Origin of the sequence: Bacillus sp. FSL K6-0994, assembly GCF_038630815.1 — a bacterium.
In the GTDB taxonomy this organism is placed as follows: Bacteria; Bacillota; Bacilli; order Bacillales; family Bacillaceae; genus Bacillus; species Bacillus safensis.
Genome location: NZ_CP152043.1, coordinates 3109187 through 3132143 on the forward strand (window position 1 = coordinate 3109187; position 22957 = coordinate 3132143).

At 43.5% G+C, this 22957-nt stretch carries 21 protein-coding genes and 1 tRNA gene; 3 read left to right on the top strand and 19 right to left on the bottom strand.

Features of this window, described 5'->3' with window-relative positions; all coding sequences use genetic code 11:
• Window positions 1-10: 10 nt before the first annotated feature.
• The 6 genes from MHB69_RS16320 to MHB69_RS16345 form a co-directional block, all read right to left on the bottom strand.
• Complete coding sequence (locus MHB69_RS16320) at window positions 11-1141, bottom strand: glycosyltransferase family 1 protein (RefSeq protein WP_342495777.1); 1131 nt, start codon at window positions 1139-1141, stop codon at window positions 11-13.
• Complete coding sequence (locus tag MHB69_RS16325) at window positions 1134-1973, bottom strand: glycosyltransferase (protein ID WP_046313141.1); 840 nt, start codon at window positions 1971-1973, stop codon at window positions 1134-1136. Before MHB69_RS16325 ends, MHB69_RS16320 begins: the two co-directional genes overlap by 8 nt.
• Window positions 1966-3114, bottom strand: a complete 1149-nt coding sequence (locus MHB69_RS16330; protein ID WP_046313137.1) for a glycosyltransferase family 4 protein — start codon at window positions 3112-3114, stop codon at window positions 1966-1968. The genes MHB69_RS16325 and MHB69_RS16330 overlap by 8 nt, the downstream gene beginning before the upstream one ends.
• On the bottom strand, window positions 3080-4954 hold the full coding sequence (locus MHB69_RS16335; RefSeq protein ID WP_061110108.1) for a nucleoside-diphosphate sugar epimerase/dehydratase: 1875 nt from the start codon (window positions 4952-4954) through the stop codon (window positions 3080-3082). The genes MHB69_RS16330 and MHB69_RS16335 overlap by 35 nt, the downstream gene beginning before the upstream one ends.
• Window positions 4955-5118: 164 nt before the next feature.
• Complete coding sequence (locus tag MHB69_RS16340) at window positions 5119-5802, bottom strand: CpsD/CapB family tyrosine-protein kinase (RefSeq protein WP_024423527.1); 684 nt, start codon at window positions 5800-5802, stop codon at window positions 5119-5121.
• On the bottom strand, window positions 5792-6523 hold the full coding sequence (locus MHB69_RS16345) for a Wzz/FepE/Etk N-terminal domain-containing protein (RefSeq protein WP_024423528.1): 732 nt from the start codon (window positions 6521-6523) through the stop codon (window positions 5792-5794). The genes MHB69_RS16340 and MHB69_RS16345 overlap by 11 nt, the downstream gene beginning before the upstream one ends.
• A 257-nt stretch (window positions 6524-6780) precedes the next feature.
• Here MHB69_RS16345 and MHB69_RS16350 point away from each other — a divergent pair, with 257 nt between their 5' ends.
• On the top strand, window positions 6781-7251 hold the full coding sequence (locus MHB69_RS16350; RefSeq protein ID WP_024426096.1) for a helix-turn-helix domain-containing protein: 471 nt from the start codon (window positions 6781-6783) through the stop codon (window positions 7249-7251).
• A gap of 86 nt (window positions 7252-7337) precedes the next feature.
• On the opposite strand, the gene MHB69_RS16355 is transcribed toward MHB69_RS16350, so the two are convergent.
• From MHB69_RS16355 to MHB69_RS16370, 4 genes are all read right to left on the bottom strand, one after another.
• The gene (locus MHB69_RS16355; protein ID WP_024423530.1) at window positions 7338-7562 is read right to left on the bottom strand and encodes a phage holin; all 225 of its coding nucleotides are present in this window, start codon (window positions 7560-7562) and stop codon (window positions 7338-7340) included.
• Between the two features lie 143 nt (window positions 7563-7705).
• Complete coding sequence (locus tag MHB69_RS16360) at window positions 7706-8605, bottom strand: iron-hydroxamate ABC transporter substrate-binding protein (protein ID WP_080701164.1); 900 nt, start codon at window positions 8603-8605, stop codon at window positions 7706-7708.
• A 20-nt stretch (window positions 8606-8625) separates the two neighbouring features.
• Window positions 8626-9627 (bottom strand): iron ABC transporter permease, encoded by a 1002-nt coding sequence (locus MHB69_RS16365; protein ID WP_061110110.1) that lies wholly within the window; start codon window positions 9625-9627, stop codon window positions 8626-8628.
• Window positions 9624-10652 (bottom strand): iron ABC transporter permease, encoded by a 1029-nt coding sequence (locus tag MHB69_RS16370; protein WP_176967187.1) that lies wholly within the window; start codon window positions 10650-10652, stop codon window positions 9624-9626. The genes MHB69_RS16365 and MHB69_RS16370 overlap by 4 nt, the downstream gene beginning before the upstream one ends.
• A gap of 323 nt (window positions 10653-10975) precedes the next feature.
• Here MHB69_RS16370 and MHB69_RS16375 point away from each other — a divergent pair, with 323 nt between their 5' ends.
• Window positions 10976-12385, top strand: a complete 1410-nt coding sequence (locus MHB69_RS16375) for a polysaccharide deacetylase family protein (RefSeq protein ID WP_342495778.1) — start codon at window positions 10976-10978, stop codon at window positions 12383-12385.
• A gap of 158 nt (window positions 12386-12543) precedes the next feature.
• On the opposite strand, the gene abc-f is transcribed toward MHB69_RS16375, so the two are convergent.
• The 8 genes from abc-f to MHB69_RS16415 all read right to left on the bottom strand — a co-directional run bounded on the left by abc-f (window position 12544) and on the right by MHB69_RS16415 (window position 21442).
• Complete coding sequence (gene abc-f / locus MHB69_RS16380) at window positions 12544-14103, bottom strand: ABC-F type ribosomal protection protein (protein ID WP_193510701.1); 1560 nt, start codon at window positions 14101-14103, stop codon at window positions 12544-12546.
• A 332-nt stretch (window positions 14104-14435) separates the two neighbouring features.
• Entirely contained in the window at window positions 14436-15206 is a 771-nt protein-coding gene (locus MHB69_RS16385; RefSeq protein ID WP_041115617.1) for a dipeptide/oligopeptide/nickel ABC transporter ATP-binding protein, read from the bottom strand.
• The gene (locus MHB69_RS16390) at window positions 15200-16018 is read right to left on the bottom strand and encodes an ABC transporter ATP-binding protein (RefSeq protein ID WP_041115616.1); all 819 of its coding nucleotides are present in this window, start codon (window positions 16016-16018) and stop codon (window positions 15200-15202) included. The genes MHB69_RS16385 and MHB69_RS16390 overlap by 7 nt, the downstream gene beginning before the upstream one ends.
• Window positions 15981-16868, bottom strand: a complete 888-nt coding sequence (opp1C, locus tag MHB69_RS16395) for a nickel/cobalt ABC transporter permease (protein ID WP_070326046.1) — start codon at window positions 16866-16868, stop codon at window positions 15981-15983. The genes MHB69_RS16390 and opp1C overlap by 38 nt, the downstream gene beginning before the upstream one ends.
• A gap of 5 nt (window positions 16869-16873) precedes the next feature.
• A complete protein-coding gene (gene opp1B, locus MHB69_RS16400) occupies window positions 16874-17803 on the bottom strand; it encodes a nickel/cobalt ABC transporter permease (protein ID WP_342495779.1) in 930 nt (309 codons plus the stop codon).
• Window positions 17804-17818: 15 nt separating this feature from the next.
• On the bottom strand, window positions 17819-19459 hold the full coding sequence (nikA, locus tag MHB69_RS16405) for a nickel ABC transporter substrate-binding protein (RefSeq protein WP_342495780.1): 1641 nt from the start codon (window positions 19457-19459) through the stop codon (window positions 17819-17821).
• A 120-nt stretch (window positions 19460-19579) separates the two neighbouring features.
• Complete coding sequence (locus MHB69_RS16410) at window positions 19580-20749, bottom strand: macrolide family glycosyltransferase (RefSeq protein ID WP_070326049.1); 1170 nt, start codon at window positions 20747-20749, stop codon at window positions 19580-19582.
• A 617-nt stretch (window positions 20750-21366) separates the two neighbouring features.
• A tRNA-Arg gene (locus tag MHB69_RS16415) sits at window positions 21367-21442 on the bottom strand.
• A gap of 253 nt (window positions 21443-21695) precedes the next feature.
• Here MHB69_RS16415 and clpP point away from each other — a divergent pair.
• Window positions 21696-22292, top strand: a complete 597-nt coding sequence (gene clpP, locus MHB69_RS16420; RefSeq protein ID WP_024427684.1) for an ATP-dependent Clp endopeptidase proteolytic subunit ClpP — start codon at window positions 21696-21698, stop codon at window positions 22290-22292.
• Window positions 22293-22347: 55 nt separating this feature from the next.
• Here the strand turns inward: clpP and MHB69_RS16425 are convergent, their stop codons facing one another.
• Window positions 22348-22926 (bottom strand): TIGR00730 family Rossman fold protein, encoded by a 579-nt coding sequence (locus MHB69_RS16425; protein ID WP_342495781.1) that lies wholly within the window; start codon window positions 22924-22926, stop codon window positions 22348-22350.
• Window positions 22927-22957: the final 31 nt, after the last annotated feature.

The window sequence follows — 22957 nt, forward strand, 5'->3', positions numbered from 1 at the left end:
TCTTCCTTCCTTACAGTCCGTATAGATTCATCACACGTGTAATATTCTGTTTCACATCAAATCCTCTTTTTTCAAGCTGAGAGGTAATGGTCTCTTGAAGAGGAGGTTCTGCATGATATGCTTCAAGCACCGCCTTCATCCATTCATGCGCGGAATCTCGCAGCGACTTCCTTTTCACAAGCCCGCAGCCTAAATCTACTTCCTCTGTAATATGATCTGAAATCACACAAGGCAGACCAGACGCCTGTGCTTCCACTAATACAAGCGGAAGACCTTCAAACAAGGAAGGCATCACAAATACATCAAATGCTTTCATATACTGCGGAACGTCTGATACGACACCTGTAAAGACAACGACATCCATCAAGCCTGCCTTCTCCGCATACGATTCGACTACTTGCTTCAGCGGTCCATCCCCTACGAGGACAAGCTGAAATGAAACTCCTTGCTTCTTTAAGGTCTGTGCCAGCTCCATAAAAAAAACATGATTTTTTTGCTCATGGAACCGCCCAATATGACCGATGACCATGTTTTTTTCGTGAAGATGGAGCTGCTTTTTCATCTCTGCCTTTTCGTCTGGATCAGGCTGAAAAAAAAGGGATAAATCTATCCCATTTGGAAGCACCTCAACTTGCCCGTTCTGCATTTTTTTCTGTCCAAATAAAAAGATACCGGCATCCTCGCCGCATGCAACAAGCTGTGTAGAGAATGTAAAGATCAGCTGGCGAAACCCTTTGAGCATCATATGATCCAGCCAGTTTGGCGACGGCTTCCACGCTGTATTATGTGAATGGCAAATGCGCACCTTCACCCCCGCTAGTTTGGCAGCAAGTGCGGAGAAGCCTGTCTGAAAATCCGTATGTGCATGCACTGCCTGATAGGGCCCTGTTTGCCTAATTGTCTTGGTCAATGTTTTCACAAAAGCAACCGGAGAGGACGCCCCAATACTTGGGACGTAAAAGATGCGTCCCCCAAGCCGGCGAATTTCCTCATCATAATCACAGACGTCCTGCCGGTGGGTAATGAAATCAAATTGAAGGACATTCCTGTCGAGTGCACGATAAATGTTCATAATCATCGTTTCAGCTCCGCCGCGGTTCATCCCGCCCACAATATGAAGCACGCGCTTTGGCTCACTCATCCCGAACCGCCCTCCTCTTCAGCATAGACGACGCCAGCTTCCGGCGATGATAAAGCTTCATGATCTTCGGTGACAAGCAAGCACGGACCACTGGCTTTAGAGCAAATAAATAGTCAAGCGGCGACAGCTTTAATAGCCAGCATGCTTTCAAAACGAGCCAGGCATTATCTATCGAATATCGAAACTTCCGCCGCTGAAAAGCCGCATCATCCTCTCTCACCAGATATAACGGCTCTTGTAAATTAAAGCCTTTTCTCCCAGCAGCAAAAAAGCGGATCCAAAGATCGATATCTTCCATCCGCCTTGTTGTTTTCACAGAGCGATATCCATGTAAAGCCTTGTAAGCAGAAGCCCTCATCATAATGGTCCCATGACAAAAAGGAGTCCCTCTTGCCATCACCTTCCGATCGGGCTCTGAAACAAGTGCCCGCACACCCTTTGTTCCAGATTCATCAAAAACCGTCATCGCCGTACCGACCACATCATATTCAGGATATGTATCGAGGAAATGAACCTGTTTTTCTAAACGAACAGGCACTGATAGATCGTCGCCATCCTGCCTTGCAATCAACTCTCCCCTCGCTTCAGCCAGGCAGCGATTGAGACTGGCAGCGAGTCTTTGATTTTGTTTATTGCGGATCAGGCGAATTCTTTCAGGATGTCGTTTTGTATAAGACAGCACTTTCTCATAAGTGCCATCTGTTGATGCGTCATCACATATGATGAGCTCCCAGTTTTCATATGTTTGATGAAGAATAGATTCAATGCTTTCTTCTACTGTCTCTTGGCAATTGTAGACGCCCATGATCATAGACACCTTTGGTTTATGCATGCTGTATCACCTTCTCTGCTTGATCCATATAGATTGTATAAATTTCTTCCATTGCACTGACCGTCTGCTCCTGTGCAAATGCATGAGCCATAGAGCGTCCCGCTTTCCCCATGAGGGGCAGCTGATCTTTTTTGTCGTAGAGCTGCTGCAAGTAATCAGCTAAACTATTCACATCTTGCGGTTTAACTAAAAAACCATTGACGCCATGTTTGACAAGCTCACAATGTCCTCTATTCTCCGTTGCAATCACAGGTTTTTCTGCCGACATCGCTTCAAGCAGGTTCATGCCGAGCCCTTCTCTCAAGCTGGTGGAAACACATACATCGCTCATATGCATCCATTCCTCTATTTGTTTGCAGAACCCAGCAAAGTGGACATGATTTTCAAGATGGAGCTGGCGGGTAAGCTTTTCATAGTTCGGCCTCATTGTCCCTTCCCCCGCAAACACGATTTTTATATTTGGTATTTTCCTAGACAGCTGCGCACATGCTTTGATGAGCATCCCTTGATTTTTATTCGTATTTAATTCACCAGCACACAGCACGATAAAATCTTCCGAGGAAAAGCCATAGGCTGCGCGAAGGCGCTGCTTCTCTTTTTCATCGACAGGTGCGAACCGTTTCATATCCACACCCATACCGGGCACATAATAAACAGATGTCCGCTCTTTGGATAGACGGTCGGCTCTTTTAAAATCTTCTCCATTAATGGTGATCAGAGCGTCTGTATAGCGGGCTAGAAATCTCTCTATTGGATAATAGAGCAGCCAGTTTTGAAGCGGCGCCCCCTGCCAAAAGTGAAAGCCATGTGCCGTGTAGAGAACCTTCGTTCCTTTTTTGCGCGTACCTTTGGCTGCGAGCCTGCCAATGACACTTCCCATTGGTGTGTGGCAATGGATGAAATCATAGTGCTCTTTTGCTAACAGGTTCTTCAGTTCTACATACGCAAGCCGGTTGCGTACATGAAAAGGAGAGCGCTGAATCGGAATTGAGTGAGCTTGATTCACATAGGGCAGCTTCAGCTGGCCGTTTGCCGCTGTATGCACTTCCCATCCTTGTTCCTGAAACCACCGGAAATACGGAAGATGAAAGGCTTTAAAGTGATAATCAACCGTTGCGCAAAACAAGACTTTTTTCTTCATTGACAAGCGGCTCCTCCTCTCGTTTCATCTGTTCGGACAACATATCATGTGACTCAATGGCAGCAAATAATGCTTGTCTCATTTGCTCTTCGCTCATCATGTCAAATTCATGGATAAAGCGGTTCAGCACATATGGGTCACCATCCAGCGCATGGCCGATATGAATTTTCGGGAAGATTTGCTCCTGTGCTTTTTCATGCTGGTTGAGTAATTCCTCGTACATTTTCTCTCCAGGACGAATGCCTGTGAAAGTGATCGGAATCTGGTCTGTGGTGTAGCCTGAGAGGTGAATGAGGTTTTCTGCGAGGTCCACGATTTTCACTGGTTCCCCCATATCTAAAACAAAAATCTGTCTTCCTTCTGCCAGTGCACCTGCCTGAATCACAAGCCTTGATGCTTCTGGGATGGTCATAAAATATCTTGTCATGGCTGGGTGCGTGACCGTCACCGGCCCGCCTTGCTCGATTTGTTTCTTAAAAATAGGGATGACGCTCCCTCTGCTTCCGAGTACATTTCCAAATCGAACGGCAACAAATTTTGTTTCGCTGCTTGCCCCCATTTGCATGATCAGCATCTCAGCAAACCGCTTTGTGGCTCCCATCACATTGGCAGGGTTGACCGCTTTGTCAGATGAGATGAGGACGAATGTTTCAATGCCGTGCTCGTGTGCGGCTTCTGCGACATTTTTTGTCCCGATAATATTGTTTTTCACAGCTTCTTTCGGACTGATCTCCATGAGCGGGACATGCTTATGTGCCGCAGCATGATAAATCATATCCGGCTGAAATTGACCAACGATTTCACTCATTTTCTGTTTATCTTGAATATCCGCAATTTGTGGATAGAGTCTGATGCTGCCTCCATATAATTCTTTCAGCTCTAGTAAAATAGAATGAATGCTAAATTCTCCATGTCCCACAAGTACAATCGCTTGAGGAGCAAACACACAAATTTGACGGCAGATTTCTGATCCAATTGATCCGCCTGCCCCTGTGACCATGATTGTTTTTCCCTTTAAATGAGCAGATAGACGGCTCGTATCTAATTGAATCGGTTCTCTCCCTAGTAAATCCTCTGGCTGTACATCCCGTAATTGATTCAGCGCATGGGTTCCTTTTAAAATCTGCTCCATTTCCGGCATGATCTGTGTTTTGACTCCGGTCGCGACACATTCCTTATACAGCCCTTTTAAGGTGTGGCTGCTTTTGGACGGAATGGCGATGATGATCTTCTGAATATCCATCATGACGACAGCTGTTTGAATTTGTTCTTTTCCTCCTATGACTGGCAGACCCATAATTTCAAGCCGATGTTTCGTCTTGTCATCATCGATGAAGGCGACTGGCTCAATATGTACATCACTCGATTGCTGAAGCTGACGAACGAGCATGGTCCCCGCTGATCCGGCGCCAATAATTAATGCCCGCTCTTTTTCTGCTTGAAGCCGTTTTGCCCCATCATGAAATAGCCTAGAAGCCATACGAGATGCACCGATGAATAAGATATGAAAAAGCCACACGATGAATAAAAACCGAAATGGCCATGTCTGCACGAAAAGGTACAGCATCGTCATCGAAAATAAAAAAGAACACACAAAGGTCTTCATTAAAGAAAATAACTCTCTTACTCCTGTATAAGCCCATACTTGCTTGTACACATGAAACATGCAGGCAAATATATGGTGCCCAATGAGCAGACTGAGTGAAGAAATGGCGAGCATTTCAAATGTATAAACGGTTAAAGCCGCCTCTTGGACAAATTGAAAACCAAAAAAGACGGCAACTAAGATGAGATATGAATCTAGTGCTACGATGATTGATAATCTTTGGGCGTAAGTCAACGCTCCTCCCCCTTTTTAAAGCATCACTATTCTTACGTAACATGGGCATCAAACCCGTCCTCACATCCCACTACTGATGACGAGCATCTAAGGCACGGTTATGCCCACAGCAGGATCGAGTGCCTCCATTGTTAAAGATTAGGAGACATCACCTATCAATCTTTTTAATACATATACAGCCTGCCCTTTTTCTCTTTCTTGCCATTTAGCATAGCTCCAAGCAGTTTACTTGTTGTTCCTTCTAATACTTCTTTTGATTTCTTCACAGCAGCAATCTTTGTTTTGCCGCTTAAGACAACGAGAATGCTCCCATCCGTCCGGTTCGCCAAGATCTTTGCATCTGCAACTGGCAGAAGCGGCGTGGAATCAACAATCACCATGTCATATTGCTGTTCAATCTCATAAAAGAGCTGCTTCATCACAGAAGAGGAGAGCAGCTCAGCTGGATTCGGCGGAATGGTTCCACTCGGAAGCAGCTCTAAATGCTCGATCGGTGTCGGTAAAATGGCTTCTTCCAAGCTGCAATTATTTAATAGCACATTCGTCAAACCGGTATGATGACTCAGGTCAAAATATTCATGGACGGCCGGCTTTCGCAAATCAGCGTCCATGAGCAGCACCCGCTTGTTCTGCTGTGCAAAAACAGCTGCTAAGTTTGCAGCCGTAAATGATTTCCCTTCCTTCGGTAAGGAGGAGGTCACTAATATCGATTTCAGCCTTGTTTGGATCGATGTGAATTCGATGTTTGTTCGGATCGTACGAAATTGTTCCGCAATGACAGAGTGAGGATTTAATACAGAAATACAGGATAAATCTCTCTTTTCTCTTTTCTTCCTCTTAAAGATCAATGTTCTGTCCTCCCGTTATGACGGACTGCTTGTCTTTTTTGGCCCTCCTGTCTGCCTGCATCTGATAGACACTGCCAAGCGACGGCAATCCGATCTCTTCTCTTATTTGATGTGTTCGTTTTACAGTATCATCGAGTAAATTCATTAAGAAAATGAGTGTCATGCCTCCTAATAAAGAGGCGCCTAGTGCCAGAACGATATGAACGAATTTCCTTGAATTCATCAGAATCGTGTTGGACAGCTTGGCTTCAGACAAAACATTAATGCGATCCATATTCATTGTTTTTTTGATTTCTTCTTGCAGCACCTCTGTTGCGGTATTCGCAATGGCGACTGCCTTCGCGCGATCCTCATCTTGTACAGAAATATTGATGACCTCAGACTCATTTTCTGTACTTGTGGCAATTTTGTGCTTTAGTCCTTCTGCTGATTCTGTGAGATGGAGTGTTTCTTTTACTTTTTCAATGACGATTGGGCTTTTTAATAAAACTTGAAAGGTACGTGTATATTGAAGGTTCATCTGAATATCGTTTAAATCTGCTTGTGCGTCATTGCTGCGTTTATGAACAAGAATTTGAGTGGTTGCCTGATATACAGGAGTCGAGACATAGAACTGATAATAGGCTGAAATGCCCGTTACGATCAGGACAATCAGGATCAGAAGGGCCATTTTCTCTTTAATGACAGAAAACAGCTGCTTAAAACCTATATTCTCATTCATAGATACCTCCCGATTTCATCATAAAAAGGTTATATATGGTTTCTTTTTGTTAATGATTGGATTATAAAAGATAATACCCGCAAAGAAAAATGTCATAATAGGTCTTATAGTTCTCTTTAAAGAACGAAATCGTTCGTTTTCTTTTGTTTACTTCCTGATTCTTACGTTTTTGAATTTTATAAAGAACAATTTATTTCTTATAATGAACGAAAAGGTCGCAGAACTATTCGCCGGGGAGAAGGGAGATCATTGATCGAATGATAGGCAAGGTGATACGCATTTACCGAAAGAGAAAAGGATACTCGATTCAGCAGCTGGCTGAGGATGCTCATGTCTCTAAGTCATATTTGAGCAAAATTGAGCGTGGTGTCCACAGAAATCCATCTGTCCAGTTCTTAAAAAAGGTATCCTCTTCATTAGAGATCGATTTACAAGAGCTGTTTGATGCAGAGACGATGATGTTTCATTATGCTGAGGGTGGTGAACACGAATGGCGGGAGCATATTGTGAGTGCCGTCCAATCAGGCATGCCTAAAGAAGAGCTCTATCAGCTGCTCCAAACGTACCGAAAGGAGCAGGAAGAAAAGTCGTTACATGTCACCCATAGAAAGCTGACTGATTCAAATATCGCAGAGTGGAAGCGTCTAATGAGTGAAGCGAAGGCAATTGGTTTAAGCATTGAGGAAGTAAAAGCTTTCCTCAACAACATGGGAGAACGCCGGGCGTAAGCCTTTCAGGAAGAATGATTGCGGGGAGAGGCGTTTGACGCTTCGATGAAAAAGAGCCTTTGATTCATGAAAGGCTCTTTTTTCTTTTATTCTTCTTTTTTTGTTCGTGCTTTTTTCGTTATATCATTGTTTTTCCAATAGGCCCATAGTGATGTAATTCCCAGAAAAGCCAGCGTGATAAATTGCTGAACGCCTTCTTCATCAATAGGAATTGGGCTTTTTCCCGCAGCGGTTAGCGCACTGTTAACAAGCGCCAGTAAAAGCAGCACAAGCCTTGCAATTGTACCTGCACTAATTTTTTGAACCTCCAACTGTAACCCCTCCCTTTCCTCTTCTTACGGGCGGTATTGCTTGTTCTCTCTCATATGTATGCAGCCGCCGAATGAATAGAAGAACGAATCAAAAAAAGAGACATCATTCCTACATGCGGAATGATGCCTGATTTCATTTGCTATTATTTAGAAAACATCTCTTTTGCTTCATCCAATGCCATTTTATTGCCTAGAGCTGAATAATCGAGCCACGGCTGATCGGCAATCGGATAGACTTGGTTTTTCTTCACTGCTTTTAGACCCTTCCAAATCGGAGTCTTTTCTAATTGCTTGAATGCCTGCTGCGCTTTATCATCACGGTTGACAACGACAAAGATCGCATCAGCATCATAATCAGGAAGAACCTCTTGAGAAATCACTTCAAATGGGCGCTTGCTGTCCAGCTTTTTCACACCATCGACAGGTGTCAGGCCTAAATCCTCGTATAAAATAGGACCCATTGGGCGCTTCATGCTAAATACACGAAGCTCCTTTGCTGTCACACGGATCGCCATGACTTTCCCGTTTCCAATCTTTTTCTTGATGAGCGATTTGACTTCTTTTGCTTCTTGATTGTAATTCTTAATATATTGATCCGCTTCTTTTTCTTTATTGACGTGTTTGGCGATTTTTTTCAAATGATCCCGCCATGTGCCATCATTTAAATTAAACACTTCTGTTTTAGCGATCTTTTTATATTTCGATAAGTCTTGTCCGGCTAATTCTTCATCAACATAAATGACATCTGGTTGTAACGCAAGCAGTGATTCCATATCTGGATCAGCTGCAATGCCGAGCTTCTTCGTCTGACTCAGCTGCTTTTTCGCATGTGGAAGGAAATCTTTTAAGTCTCCTCCTACAACAGAGCCCGCCGGCTTGATACCTAGTGCTAATAAGTCATTTGTTAAATGAATAGACAAGGAAGCAATCTTTGGTGTTCCATTGGTCTTTTCATTTGTTGTATTCTTTGTTTCCTGTTGTCCGCCGCAAGCGGCAAGCAGCAAGAAACAGAGCGTTAATCCAAACACTAGTAATTTTTTCATGATGAGTTCCTCTTTCGTGTTTATTTCGTTTTAGTTAATAAATAAAGAAAATATGGGGCACCGATAAAGGCCACGACCACACCCGCCGGTATCGCATTTGGAGCAAAGATGGAACGTCCGATTGTATCGGCACTGACCAAAATCAACAAGCCAAGCAGCGCACTAACTGGTAAAAAATACTGATGCAATGAACCGACAAGCCGTCTAGCCAAATGCGGGGCGACTAGGCCTATAAAGCCAATACCGCCTGTCATTGAAACACTTGCACTCGCGAGGCCTACCGCTAAGGTCAGCAAAAGGAGACGTTTACGCTGGACACGTACACCTACACTTGAGGCGACAGCATCTCCTAATGTCAATGCATTGAGCGTGTTTGACTGCATCAGCGTAAGCGGCACAAGGCATACAATCCAAGGCAGAAGCGCCAGCACATGAATCCAGTCTCTCCCCCATACATTGCCCACAAGCCATCTTGAAGCAAACGTATATGTATCTTCATCCAGCTTCAATGACAAATATAAGGTGAGTGCACTAAATCCCGCAGCAACCGCAATGCCAACTAAGATCAGCCGGATAGGAACAAGCCCTTCATGCCGGTCATATGCAAGAAGCACGATGACCGCTGCCGCGAGCAGTCCGCCGCCAAACGTAAAGAGCGGAATAAGAAGAGACGGATTGCCTTCAAGTGCGTGAAAATATGTCACAAACACAATTAAGCCAAATGCCGCCCCTGCATTCAGTCCAATTATCCCAGGATCGGCCAGCGGGTTACGGGATAAGCTCTGCAAAATGCCGCCCGCAATGCCAAGACCAATACCAGCTAACATCGTCACCACAATTCGAGGCAGACGATAGTCAAACAGCACCGTTTCACTTTGAAAATCTCCAAAGCCAAATAACGTCTTGACGACCATGACAGGGTTTAGTTTCAGCGTACCGGTATTTAAACTATACAGCACAACAGCCGCACTCAGGCAAAGCAAAACGACTGTCACGACAAGAGCACGCTGTTTCTCTCTCATGACAGGTTCCTCCCTTCTTTTCTGGCAATGTATAAGAAGAAAGGAACACCAACAAGTGCCACCATCACGCCAATGGCAAGCTCTCTTGGCGGATTGACTGTACGGCTGGCAAGGTCTGCAAAGACAAGCAGCATTGCGCCTAATATCGCTGACATTGGAATGACGAAACGATAGTCTACACCAACAAGCTTTCGTGCAATATGCGGGATGACGAGACCGACAAACCCAATCGATCCAACTGCTGATACAGAAACCCCTGCTAATAACACAGCAGCGGCCATTCCTAGTATTCGCACTTGTCGTGTTTTCACCCCTAAATTTGCCGCTGTATCTTCACCGAGCGATAGTAAGGAAAGGGACCGGCCTAATAGTATGGCCCATACGATCACAATCAGAATAACTGGGGCGAGAATCGTCAGCTGCGGCCATTTCACACCAGCTACCCCGCCTGCATACCAAAAAGCCAGATCCTGACTCAGGTCAAAATAAATCGCGATCCCAGAGCTGAGCGCATGAAGCAATGCAGCTACAACCGCTCCTGCTACAGTGAGGCGCAGCGGTGTCAATACGCCGCCAGCCGCTCCAATCGCAAAGATCAGCAGCGTACTGAGCACAGCACCAATAAAGGAAAAAAACATCAGTGCTGAATAAGGCATTCCTGGGAAAAAAGCAAAACAGAGAGCGACCACAAACATCGCACCGCCATTAATGCCCAAAATCCCCGCATCTGCCAGTGGATTTCTTGTGATGCCCTGCATAAGAGCACCCGCTACGGCAAACGCCGCTCCCACTAGAGCTGCCCCTAAAACACGTGGAAGTCTTAATTCATGGATGATCTGCTGCTCTGTAACATTTGACTGGTAGTCAAATACAGCTGTCCAAACCGTTTGCAGAGACAATGTTTTTGCACCGTATGACACAGCAAAAAACATGGCAGCCGCTAAACCAATGACGGCGAGAAAAAATATCAAAAAGAACAGAATATGTGATGATCGTTTTTGTTGAGGTTTTCGCTTATCCTGCAAAATCGGTGTCATCCTTTTCTTCATTAAAAGTCAGTTTGAAAATGAGAATCATAATCAACAAAATTATAGCCGTCAGCCTCTAAAAAATCAATGTACACCCCTTTTTTTAATTAATGAAGGTATGTGCGGAGCATCGGGGTGGGAGGTTCTTTTTGCCGCTCAGTACGGCCTATCATTTTTTCTCATAGTTTAATAGGAAAATAGTTGACAGTTCGCATGAATATCCCCTAAAATTACAAAAGTAAGTCAAATGTTATAAAAATATTACAAACAGATGTCAAACTAATAAAGAATGACCCGTCATGAGAGGAGATTTGAAAGTTGTGTCAGTAAAGGGAAAATGGAGTATCGTCCTATTTGCGCTTGCAGTCGTCATTGGAGCAGTTGCTTTCTTTCAAAATCAACAAGCAAGCGGTACAGAGAAAAAAAATGTAAAGCAGGATACGAACTATAAAGACGTAGAAATTGTCACTCTCGTAAATGACGGGAAATTTATGAGATATGCAGTCAACTATCCTCTTTTTCATCAAAAAGAGCTAGATGACAAGATTCAAAGCTATGCCAATTCAGCATTAGAGCATTTCAAAAAAACATTCAGTGAAGCAAAGGATATTGATGAAAATAAACGCTATGAACTGAATATTGATTATGAAATGGTGCATTATGCGAAGCAGTCTGCTGCCATTCGCTTTACGACCTATACGTATACTGGCCAGCAAAATGGAACCACCAATCATCTCACGATTAACTTTGATTTTCAGAAAAAAGCCTTTCTTGACACCAAAGATTTATTTCTGCCTAAAACCAATTATTTAAAGAAATTATCCTATATTACATATACAGAGCTTCGGAAGGACAAAACCTTATCTAAGGATCAGCCTCTCCTTCAGAAAGGAACAGCCCCTGATGCTCAAAACTTCAGTCAATTTGCCTTGAAAGACAAATATGTAGAATTTTATTTCCCTGCATCTCAAGTAGCCGCAGAGGATCTTGGTCCGCAAACACTCGCAATCAAAAAGACATTGCTGAAGGACATATTAAAGCCAGAATATATGGATAAACTCAAAAATAAAAATGAAATGAAAGAACCGAATCCAAAAAGAAAAGCCGTCAAGCTGCCGCAAAAATCAAAGCTTGACCCGAATAAAAAAGCCATCGCACTCACATTTGATGATGGACCGAATCCAGCGACAACCTCAAAAATTTTAGATGCGCTGAAGAAAAATAAAGGACATGCCACCTTTTTCGTATTAGGCAGCAGGGTGCAATATTATCCTGGAATGCTTGCCGATATTTTAAAAGGCGGGAATGAGATCGGAAACCATTCCTACAATCACCCTTTATTAACAAGACTGCCTTTAGAAGAAGCCGTGAAACAAGTGAAGGACACCCAGCAGCTGATTGAGAAAGCAAGCGGATATACACCTACGCACTTTAGACCGCCATATGGCGGTACAAATCAAGATATCAATCATGCAATTGGGATGAAGGTCACTTTGTGGGATGTTGATCCTGAGGATTGGAAAATCCGCAACAGCCAGCAGATCACAAACCGCGTTCTCTCACATGCAGCCGATGGCAGAACAGTGTTAATGCACGATATTTATGAAAGCTCAGCCCAAGCAGCAGTAAAGATCATCCATGAACTCACCAAACAAGGCTACCAGCTCGTCACAGTGAGTGAACTTGAACAATTAAAAAAAGAACGACATGAACAAACCCCTGTAGAGTAAACACTTTCAGCGTGATGGAAAACCTTTGAAGTCTAGGAAGGACGAGTACCGGAGCGGAGCGAATTGTACATTCGTGAGCACCGGCACGCAGGACTGACAAAGAATGCGAGGGTTTGTCCGCGCGCTGAAACCCCTGTAGAGTAAACAGGGGTTTTCTTTTATGACTCCAAAGACTTTTTTTGTTTCAATAATGCTTGAAATGCCTCTTCAAGCTCTTGCGACGGCTCAATACTTAAACGGCTGAGCACTTCAGACAGCTGCATATCAATTAACAGAAGCTCCTCTTCTCTATTTGTCACAGCTGGTTTTTCTTCCTTTTGTTTATAGGCTTCATATGTGCCGTCAAATGCTTCAATACGTTCCTCATGAATATGGAAAATACGAGTGGCAACCTCTTCAATCAGCCTGCGATCGTGGGAAACAAACACAACGGTACCTGGGTAATCCTTCAATAGACCTTCAAGTGCTTCAACTGCCGCCAGATCTAAAAAGTTCGTCGGTTCATCCAGCATGAGAACATTGGCATCACTGACGAGTAAGGACGCAAGCATCGTCTTCACCCGTTCTCCCCCGCTTAATACCTCAACAGGCTTGTGCACATCATCCCCTCTAAATCCTAGTCTCGCCAAAACCGTTCGAACCACTGTCTCATCTTGAACCGCCTCTTTGAGCGCATTTTGTAAAATCGATTCATCTGCCTTCAGTCCTGAAAGATCCTGACGAAAATAGGCTAGCTTGACAGCCTCTGAACGAGTAACTCCGGGGTGTCCATTCACTAACATGCGGAGAAATGTCGTTTTTCCGCTCCCGTTCTTTCCGATAATGGCAACCTTGTCTCCGCCCCTCACTTCCACATTCGCCTGCTTCCAAAGCACTTTATCGCCCGCCTTGCCATCTACATTTTCCACTCGCAAAATGGTACGGCTTGCTACTTCCTTCATCGTATGCTGAGACATTTGAATCGGCTGAATGTCCTTTACCTTCTCCACCTTTTCTAATTTCTCCATCCTTGTTTCAATGGATTTGGCTGTTTTTTGCAGCTTTTTTTGCTTATTTGCATAGTAGGGCTTTGCAATTTTAGGCCCTGAGGATTTCACCTTTTGGGAGGGCTTTGTCGCTTTGTCCGCCTTTTTCTTTTTCTTTTCCAGTGCATGCTCTAACTGTTTTTTCTTTTGTGTATAGGCTTCATACGCTTCCACCTGCTGACGATGTGCCAGCTCTTTTTGCTGTGCAAAATGTGTGTAATTGCCTTTGTAATGATGAAGCTTCCCATGATCCAGCTCCCAAATCTCCGTACATATTGCATCTAAAAAAGCACGATCATGTGAAACAACAATGAGAGCTCCTTGATAATGACGCAGCTTATCTTCCAGCCACTCAATATGCTCCGTATCCAAATGAGTGGTCGGTTCATCTGCTAATAAAAGGGCAGACGGCCGGCTTAATGCTCTTTCAATATAAGTCTGGGTCATTTCACCGCCACTCTGTCTGCCATCTCCTTGTTTCAATTGAGGAAGCAGCGTACAGACCGCTGTGGCGGCAACCGTGCCGCTGTCTGGTGTTTCCTGCCCCGCCAGCACATGCAATAAAGTCGTTTTTCCGCTGCCATTTGTCCCTACAAGACCAATGCGATCACCTTGATGGATGGCGAGCTCCTCAATATCAAATAACAAGCGATCTTTTCGAAATACCTTTAACTGATTGGCTTTTAATAACATCCAATCCTCTCCTTTCATATCAGGAGACATGAAAAAGCCTCCCATTCTCAGAATAGGAGGCAAAATGGTGTACAAAAATAAGCGGATTGATCCAGTATGGAGGGCTGTTCCTATTTGAACACACACATCCCGCGTATCAATCACTTCATTTTTTGATTCCCAAGCTGTACCATCCTATTCCGAAGCTAAAAAATGAAAACGCAGCAAACATGGCAAACGGATCGTTTGCTCACTGCCTTCGTTCGTTCATTTTGCTTACAGGTCATAGGATTAGTACTTCATTGCATTGGGTCACCCTTCCGTCGTTTGTTACATATACGATAAAAGATTGGTTATTTTTTGTCAAGCTGAAATGGCATAAGTGAGTCAATTAACTGGAGTGTAAATGGATGGGACACTTCAAACAGTTCGTCCTTTTTGCATTCTTCCACTAGGCTTCCTTCATGTAAAAATAGGAGGCGGTCACATAGATACACCGCTGCTTCTACATCATGAGTAATGAGAAGCATGGTCATGTCTAGCTCTTGTTTTAATGTCTCAAGCAGCTCCAATATTTGTACTTGAACAGAGACATCCAGTGAGCTCAAGACTTCATCTAGTATGAGAATGGCTGGATGCGTCGATATGGCTCGTGCGATGCACACTCGCTGGAGCTGACCACCGCTTAGCTGATGAGCATATTGATTCAGTACAGACGAGGGCAGCCTGACTTGCTCAAGTAATGACAAAACCTTCTGATCCAGATTCTGATTCTGCTTTAACAAACGCATCGGTTCTGCTATGATCTCTTTCACGGTAAAGGAAGGGTGAACAGAAGATAGATAATCTTGAAAGACAACACTCATTTTCCCCCGATTCACCCTCCGCCATTTGTCAGCTGTCATACCATCAATCTGTACCTCTCCTCCATCTATTTTTTCTAAACCGAGCAGGATACGTGCCAATGTACTTTTGCCACTGCCGCTCTCACCGACTAATCCGGCACATTGTCCTTTTTCGATTTGAAACGAAACATTTGATATGCGGTCTTTTGATTTCCTTTGATTTGAAAAAAGACCTTTCTTCTCACCGTGTTTGACTAGATCGATAGCTGTGATCAACATGGAAACGCCTCCACTCTCTTCTGCCGCCGCAGTGCTTCAGTAGGGGCAGATAATCGAAGCCTCGTCTCAAGTAAATGCTTTGTTTGGGGATGCTCGGGTGATGTGAACACTTCCTTGGCTGACCCATGCTCAAGCATTACTCCTTGGTGCATAACCATCAATTCATCAGCGATTTCCTGAACTATGCCTAGATCATGCGTTATGACGATTAAGGTAACACCCGTTTCTTCCTTTAAACTGTGTAATTGTCTGATGACTTCACGCCGATTAAAGGCATCAAGTGATGCAGTTGGCTCGTCTGCAATGATCACATCTGGAGAAAGCATCATCGTGATGCCAATCATCACACGCTGAAGCATTCCTCCAGACAGTTCATACGGATATTTTTTCATCAAATCATATGGATTTTTTAAATGGACACGTGTAAGCCCAGCCATAGCATGTGCTTTCCCTTCTTTCCCTCGTAAGCCCAAATGCTGCTGAAATGTTTCCACCATTTGATGACCAATCGTTTCGATAGGGTTGAATGCATTCATGACATCCTGTGAGATGAAACCTATTCGTTTCCCCCGCCATTGATGCGCTTCTTGATTTGTTAATGTTTTGCCGTCAAAAATGATCGTTCCTTCCACTTCTAGCGAAGGGGCGACAAGATCAATTAACGCTTTGGCGACAGTTGATTTTCCACTGCCACTTTCCCCAATGATGGCTAAACAGCGTTGTTGATGTAAAGAAAATGTGATATTCGTCACTATATTCTTTTGCTGCTGTGGATCATGTACGGACAGATTTTTTACGGCGATTAAAGGCAAATGGCCTCACCCCTTTCTTTCTGGTATGATGCATGGCAGGATTCGCGGCATGCTGAAGGCTGTCTCCTAAAAAGCTCAACGCCATGACCACAAACAAGATGGCAAGTCCAGGCGCAAGCATATGAGCTGGATGTGTCACCATGACATTCTTCGCCTCGTTGAGCATCATGCCCCATTCTGGTGTAGGTGCACTCACACCTAATCCAAGAAAAGACAGTGCTGATATATTTAAGATCACCCAGCCCGCATCAAGTGTCGCAAAAACAGCCATTTCTCCTGAGATGCGAGGAAATAGATGTCTCCTCAATATGTAAAGGGGTTTGCCGCCTGTCACCTTTGCAAATTGAACAGAAGGTTCATTCGCATATTGAAGGACAGACGACCGAATCATTCTTGTATACCAGGCCCATTTCGCTAGGACATTGGCCAAAATAATATTGAATAGTCCAGGTCCGAGTATTCCCACAACCGCAAGAATCATCACCTCTGCTGGAAAGGACAGCATGACATCACACAGCCTCATCAAAACCCCATCCGTCTTTCCTCGAAAGAAGCCTGCCATGAGTCCAAGTGCGCTGCCAATGAGCATCGTGATACACATCGTCAGCATAGCCGCAAGCATTGTTGTCCGAATGCCATATAAAAGCCGCGATAATACACATCTCCCCAGATGATCCGTTCCGAGTGGGTAAGTAAGACTGATACCGGCATATTTTTGAAGAATGTTCGTATTTGTTGGGTCATGTGGTGCTAACATTGGAGCAAACAGTCCAGCTAATGCGACAAGCGCTAACAGCCAGATTGAAAGAATCGCCATACGGTCTTTTCTTAATTGATGCCACCCTATCATTGTTGTCATACCTCCTTTCGCAATTGCGGATTCATGGTCATTTGCATCATATCAGCGATGAGATTGCACATAACAAACAGGAACCCCATCACAAACAAATAGGCTTGAATAATGGGGAAGTCAGCATGGAAAATAGCCGTTACACACAACCGGCCAACCCCTGGCCAAGCAAAAAGGTTCTCAATAATGACGGTTCCCGCAATGAGCTTTGGAATAGACATGCCAAGTGCTGTTACCGCTAATTGCAGGGCATGCCTCATGACTTTCAGTTGAACGGTTCGTTCCTTTAAACCACGTGCTCTTGCATAAAAAACAAAGGGCTCGTGCTGAAATTTTAGAATTTGATTCCGTATCAGTCTCATATAGGTCGATAAGTAGCCAAATGATAATGTGACAGCTGGAAGAAGAATCGATTTGAACCCTTCCATTCCACTCGTATTAACCCAATTGAATTTGACAGAAAAAAGCCAAATCAACAAAATCCCCAGCCAAAAACTAGGCATTGAAGCGGCGATAAACACAAAGGCTCTCAATAAACGGTCCACCCAAGTGTGAGCAGCATATGCACAGATCCCCCCGAACAATAAACTGAGCACTATGATAAAAAAGAGCGCTGCTCCTGCAAGCTGCAGTGTCGCAGGCAGCGCCTCCATGATAAGATCAAAAACTGCCTCCTGCGTGACATAGCTCCTGCCAAAATCACCTGTTAATCCATTTTTAAGCCATGTCGCATAGCGGATGAAAAATGGCTGGTCTAAGCCTAACTCCTGCCGCATCGATTCAATCATTTCTTCTGTTGGAGTGACTTGATTCACCCGCAAAGCGACTTCTGCTGGATCACTTGCCCGCATCGTCAGCAGTACAAAAGCAAAGAAGGTGATGAAGATCATAAGCGGAAAAAGCATCAGTATTCGTTTTAAGAGATAGCGAGTCATGTCTCTACCTCCGTTTTATGACGCAAAATACATACGGTCAAATGGGATTTCATACTGAGACACATGAAAACCTACGCCTTTCAGGCGCTTATTATAAACAGCCTTTGTCACAGAATAAGAGATTGGGAGGTAGACATTTTCATCATGGATATACGTCAATATTTCTTGATACATTTGTTTCCGCTTTTGCTCATCTGGTTCTACTAAAACTTCCGTAATCGTCTCGTCCAGCCACTTTTTCTTTTTCAGTCCTAATTGAGCTTGATAATCAGCATGGGATGCTACACGGAATGAAGAGACATAAGTTTGTGGATCATAAGGAAGCCCCCAAGACAGCGAGTACATCAGATCGAACTTTCCTGTTTTTTGGCGATCTAAGAATGCCTGTTTTTCTTCTCCTCTAATATCCAGCTTGATCCCCACCTGCTTGAAATCTTGTTGAATCGATTCACTGATCGTTCTTTCCCCTGCATTATCGGAATTATAGTAAATAGCCACACTCAGCAGTTTGCCATTTTGATAGCGATACCCGTCTTCTTTCATCCTCCAGCCTGCCTCATCCAATATTGCCTCTGCTTTCTTCTTTTGATAAGTTTTCTTTTTCAGTGGAATATCTGCGTAAGGGACAGAAGGAGCAAGCAATGTGTGTGCCACCTTTTCCGTTCCATTTAAAATACCTTCTGTGATCATGTCCTTTTGAATGGCGTATTGAAAAGCTTCTCTTATTTTCGGATCTTTTGTGATTGGCTGGTTTGAATTAATCACAATCGATCTTGAACCAACAGGAGGGCTCATGGTGACACCATATTGCCCTGCTTCTTTTAAAGCCTGGAATGAGTCTCCATCAATCATGTCACCATCTGCTCCAAATAAAAGATCAATCTCTCCTTTTTGAAGCGCAAGTAAGATGGTTTGGTGATCCGGCATGACTTTCCATTTCACAGTTGAAATTTTCGGCTTTTGTCCCCAATAGTGGTCATTCATTTCAAAAACGGCATATTGATTTTTCTTATGTTCCTTTAGTACATAAGGACCTGTACCCGCATAGCTTTTAACTCCTTTTGCAGTCGTTCCATCAATGAAGCTTTTTGGAGAAATAAAACGGAAGGGGCGTGTTAAGCCCAACTCTTCTAACGTAGGATAATAAGGCTCTTTCAACGTGAGAACAAATGTATCGTCATCTACCGCCTTTGTGGATTTGATTTCAGATACGAGATTAAGCCAAGCGTTCTTTTCAATATTTTTGACGACAGCATCAATATTCAATTTCACTGCCTTTGCATTAAAAGGCTCACCATCTGAAAAAGTCACACCTTTTCGAAGATGAAAGGTGTAGGTCCTTCCATCCTTTGATATGTCCCAGCTTTTCGCTAAGGCAGGCTGAACGCCCTTCTCTGTATTGACGACAAGCGATTCAAACACCATATTTTGAGCAGCCATCTCTCCGCCGTATAGATGGGGATTGATGTCCCTGATATCTTTTGTACTTGCATACACGAGCTCATCTTTTTCTCTATCATTGCTGGAAGATGCTTTGTTTTCAGAGCATGATGCCAATAAAAAACAAGCCATCACTGAAAACAGCATCAAGGTGTATGTCACATAGGGATGCCTTTTCTCATATTTCTTTTTTATGTAAACAGGTTGATCCTTCATATGTACTTCCCCCAATTCAAAATTATCGTAATCATTACGATTATTAATCGAAATGATTACGAATTGAATATTAGCATACAGAAATGGGAAATACAACGTCTTTTCATAAAAAAAACAGACTCATGATTGAGTCTGTTTCGCTTGTATAAATTGGTCGATCACCTTTAATGCTTTTTCTGTTCCACCTGCCGCTTGGAAGCTTTCTTCAATTTTCTCAATCCCCGCACGGTACGTGTCACTGCCTAAAACCTTCTCAACAGTTTCTCTTAGCTGCTTTGGTGTCAGCTGATCTTTATCAAGTGTACAGGCAGCAGATAATTCGGTCAGTCTTTGTGCCACCATCGGCTGATCTTTATCGACTGGAATGACGACCATCGGAACGTGGTAATGAATACCTTCATTGACACTATTCATCCCGCCGTGCGTTATAAACACATCTGTCAGTTCGAGCACTTCAAGCTGCGGCACATAAGGCTCGATCAGAAAATGAGCAGGCGCCTCTTTTAAGAGAGAACGATCTACTTTTTCACCTGTTGCGATAATCACTTTTCCGTCAAAGTCTTCGAAAGCATCTATACACATATTAAAAAATGCTTCTGTATCCCCAAGAACGGTGCCCATGGAAATGAAAACGACTTTTTCTTGCTCAAGTGCTTCCAGCGGGAAATCATGCTGGTCGGCTCTTTTTAGAAAGCTCGGTCCAATGAAAACAAACGAATCGTTTAATGAATCAACAGAAGGCTGGAAATATTCACTTGTATAGACGATATTCAGTTCTCCACGGTTTTTCATAAATTGCATCAAACGCGTCGGCTGAACGCCAAAACGCTCTTGTATTTTTTCTAACAGATGATCGGCTTTCTCATCCTTTCTGTATAGCGGTGTATCAAAATGCGCCTCTTGCAGCACAAAAGATGGATTGGAACCGATGCTTGGAATGTGCAAGTAATCTCGAACAAGCTCCCCTGCCCCAAACATATCAAAGTAGACCAAATCAAATGAATGCTTCTCAGAAAGTGTTTCCACCACCTCTAAAATATCATAGGATGTTTGCAGCATGGCATGAAAGAACGGCTGCATAGAATCTAAATCTCCTTCTTCCACATGTAATGTCCGAATATAGTCTGGGTGTATATGTACGTGAGCGCCTAAGCGTTTGATTCGTTCCTCATAATGTACAGTTGTGACCGCATGCACTTCATCGCCTCGATCCGCCCATGCTTTAATCATTCCTAACATAGGGTTCACATGTCCTTCAGCTGGAAACGTAATCAATAAAATCTTCGCCACAAGAAATTCCTCCTCATTGTCAATTCCCTTCCATGTTAATCATATACAGCAAGCCGGCTCAACAAATACGCCTGAAAAGGGAAGAAATGAGTCTTACGTCCAGTATTTCATGGAGGGACATGAACATAACGCCTTCTCACGAGCAAACATCCAATATAACCCTTTATTATTTATTTTTGTATAATTAGTCATAATATTATTTTCAGCTTCATATTGGAGGGATATTTTGTGAAAGTCTTGGAGAAATACAGTTATTTAATTATCATTCTTTGTCTAGCGGCAATGATCGTGACAAACTTCACCGTGAATGACAATACAATAAAAAATACTGTATCAGTAATCGGAATTATCATCGTTCTTCTAACAATTATACCTGCGGCTATTTACAGGAAAGGCCAGAAAGGCAGGTAACTCCTTTATAGCAATAACCCCCATTCTTATGTTAAGAGTGGGGGTTATTTTATTATATTCGGATAGATGTTGCTGGCTTGCAACCAGATCATTTTTTCACTTCCCTCACCCTAGTGAACGATAAACCCGAATGAAAACAAAAAAACCTCTCTCCATATGAAGAGGGGTTCATGAAAGACCTTTAACATCGTAAGCAAGGTCAAGTACGCGCTCGGAGGGATTCGAACCCCCGGCAGACGTGGTACCGGAAACCACCGCTCTATCCAACTGAGCTACGAGCGCACGATATGTTTTTTGAACGTCAGCATATCAAATTATAAGGGAAATGCTGCAAGAAAGCAATGATTAATCATTCGTCATGATGATGTATTTTCTTACTTTTTATTCATACACTAATATGATGGTTTGAAGTGGAATGATTTTGGGGAAAATGGATAGGGGTATTTGAATTTAGGTCAGCGTTTTGTTTGACCTTTATTGACCAAAAATGTATCATTGAATTACATACTTACCTAAAAGGTGAAGGAGGAACATTATGAATTTAATACCTACAGTCATTGAGCAAACAAATCGTGGGGAAAGAGCTTACGACATTTATTCTCGTCTTTTAAAAGACCGTATTATCATGCTTGGTTCTGCGATCGATGACAATGTTGCCAACTCCATCGTGTCACAGCTGCTTTTCTTAGAAGCTGAAGATCCAGAAAAAGATATTTCTATCTACATTAACAGCCCTGGCGGTTCAATCACAGCTGGTATGGCCATTTACGATACGATGCAATTTATTAAACCAAAGGTATCAACTATTTGTATTGGTATGGCTGCATCTATGGGTGCGTTCCTGCTTGCTGCTGGTGAAAAAGGTAAGCGTTATGCTCTTCCAAACAGTGAAGTCATGATTCACCAACCACTCGGCGGTGCCCAAGGTCAAGCAACTGAAATTGAAATTGCGGCAAAACGAATCCTTTCTTTACGCGATAAACTGAACCAAGTACTTGCTGAACGTACTGGTCAGCCAATTGAAGTCATTGAGCGCGATACAGATCGTGACAACTTCAAAACAGCGGAAGAAGCACTTCAATACGGACTCATTGACAAAGTCTTGACCCGTAATACAGAAGACCAAAAATAATCATCACAACAAAAACCGTCTGTTCCTGAACAGACGGTTTTTTTTTCATCATACTTTAAGACAGCTCCGTCCATTTCTGCTGAAGAGACGGTGTTTGATAAGAAGCCATCTGCGTGATTAATTCCTCCGGTTCACTCGAAGCATGTAACAATTGAAGGTGAGATTCATTCGAAAAACCTTCCTGTACAATGAATTTCACCATGTCTATGAGCGGATTAAAGTAGTCATTCACTTGATACAATCCAATCGGCTTTTGATGGATGCCGATTTGTGCCCAGCACAGCACCTCAAATAATTCTTCATATGTACCAAAGCCGCCTGGCATCGCAATAAACCCATCGGCCAGCTCGCTCATTTTCGCTTTTCGTTCATGCATGCCTGTTACCTCAATTAGCTCTGTCAGCTCTTGATGCACGACTTCTCCTCTAAAAAGCCCCTTAGGCATGACTCCGATCACTTGTCCGCCATGTCTCATGACCTCATCGGCAATCGCGCCCATTAACCCAATACGCGATCCGCCGTAAACAAGACGAATGCCCTGCTTCGCCATATAAGCACCCAGCTCTACAGCCTTTTGTTTGTAGACATCATTTACACCTGGATTCGAACCAGCAAACACACAAATCGTTTTCATCAAAACCGCCCCATCTCTCTCTATGATTTCT

Bases quoted from the DNA above. Each gene is read 5' to 3' on its own strand.
- MHB69_RS16320 (WP_342495777.1), bottom strand. From the start codon at position 1,141: ATGAGTGAGCCAAAGCGCGTGCTTCATATTGTGGGCGGGATGAACCGC.
- MHB69_RS16325 (WP_046313141.1), bottom strand. From the start codon at position 1,973: ATGCATAAACCAAAGGTGTCTATGATCATGGGCGTCTACAATTGCCAA.
- MHB69_RS16330 (WP_046313137.1), bottom strand. From the start codon at position 3,114: ATGAAGAAAAAAGTCTTGTTTTGCGCAACGGTTGATTATCACTTTAAA.
- MHB69_RS16345 (WP_024423528.1), bottom strand. From the start codon at position 6,523: ATGAATGAGAATATAGGTTTTAAGCAGCTGTTTTCTGTCATTAAAGAG.
- MHB69_RS16350 (WP_024426096.1), top strand. From the start codon at position 6,781: ATGATAGGCAAGGTGATACGCATTTACCGAAAGAGAAAAGGATACTCG.
- MHB69_RS16360 (WP_080701164.1), bottom strand. From the start codon at position 8,605: ATGAAAAAATTACTAGTGTTTGGATTAACGCTCTGTTTCTTGCTGCTT.
- MHB69_RS16365 (WP_061110110.1), bottom strand. From the start codon at position 9,627: ATGAGAGAGAAACAGCGTGCTCTTGTCGTGACAGTCGTTTTGCTTTGC.
- abc-f (WP_193510701.1), bottom strand. From the start codon at position 14,103: ATGTTATTAAAAGCCAATCAGTTAAAGGTATTTCGAAAAGATCGCTTG.
- MHB69_RS16385 (WP_041115617.1), bottom strand. From the start codon at position 15,206: ATGTTGATCACAGCTATCGATCTAGTCAAACACGGTGAGAAGAAAGGT.
- opp1C (WP_070326046.1), bottom strand. From the start codon at position 16,868: ATGATAGGGTGGCATCAATTAAGAAAAGACCGTATGGCGATTCTTTCA.
- opp1B (WP_342495779.1), bottom strand. From the start codon at position 17,803: ATGACTCGCTATCTCTTAAAACGAATACTGATGCTTTTTCCGCTTATG.
- nikA (WP_342495780.1), bottom strand. From the start codon at position 19,459: ATGAAGGATCAACCTGTTTACATAAAAAAGAAATATGAGAAAAGGCAT.
- clpP (WP_024427684.1), top strand. From the start codon at position 21,696: ATGAATTTAATACCTACAGTCATTGAGCAAACAAATCGTGGGGAAAGA.
- MHB69_RS16425 (WP_342495781.1), bottom strand. From the start codon at position 22,926: ATGAAAACGATTTGTGTGTTTGCTGGTTCGAATCCAGGTGTAAATGAT.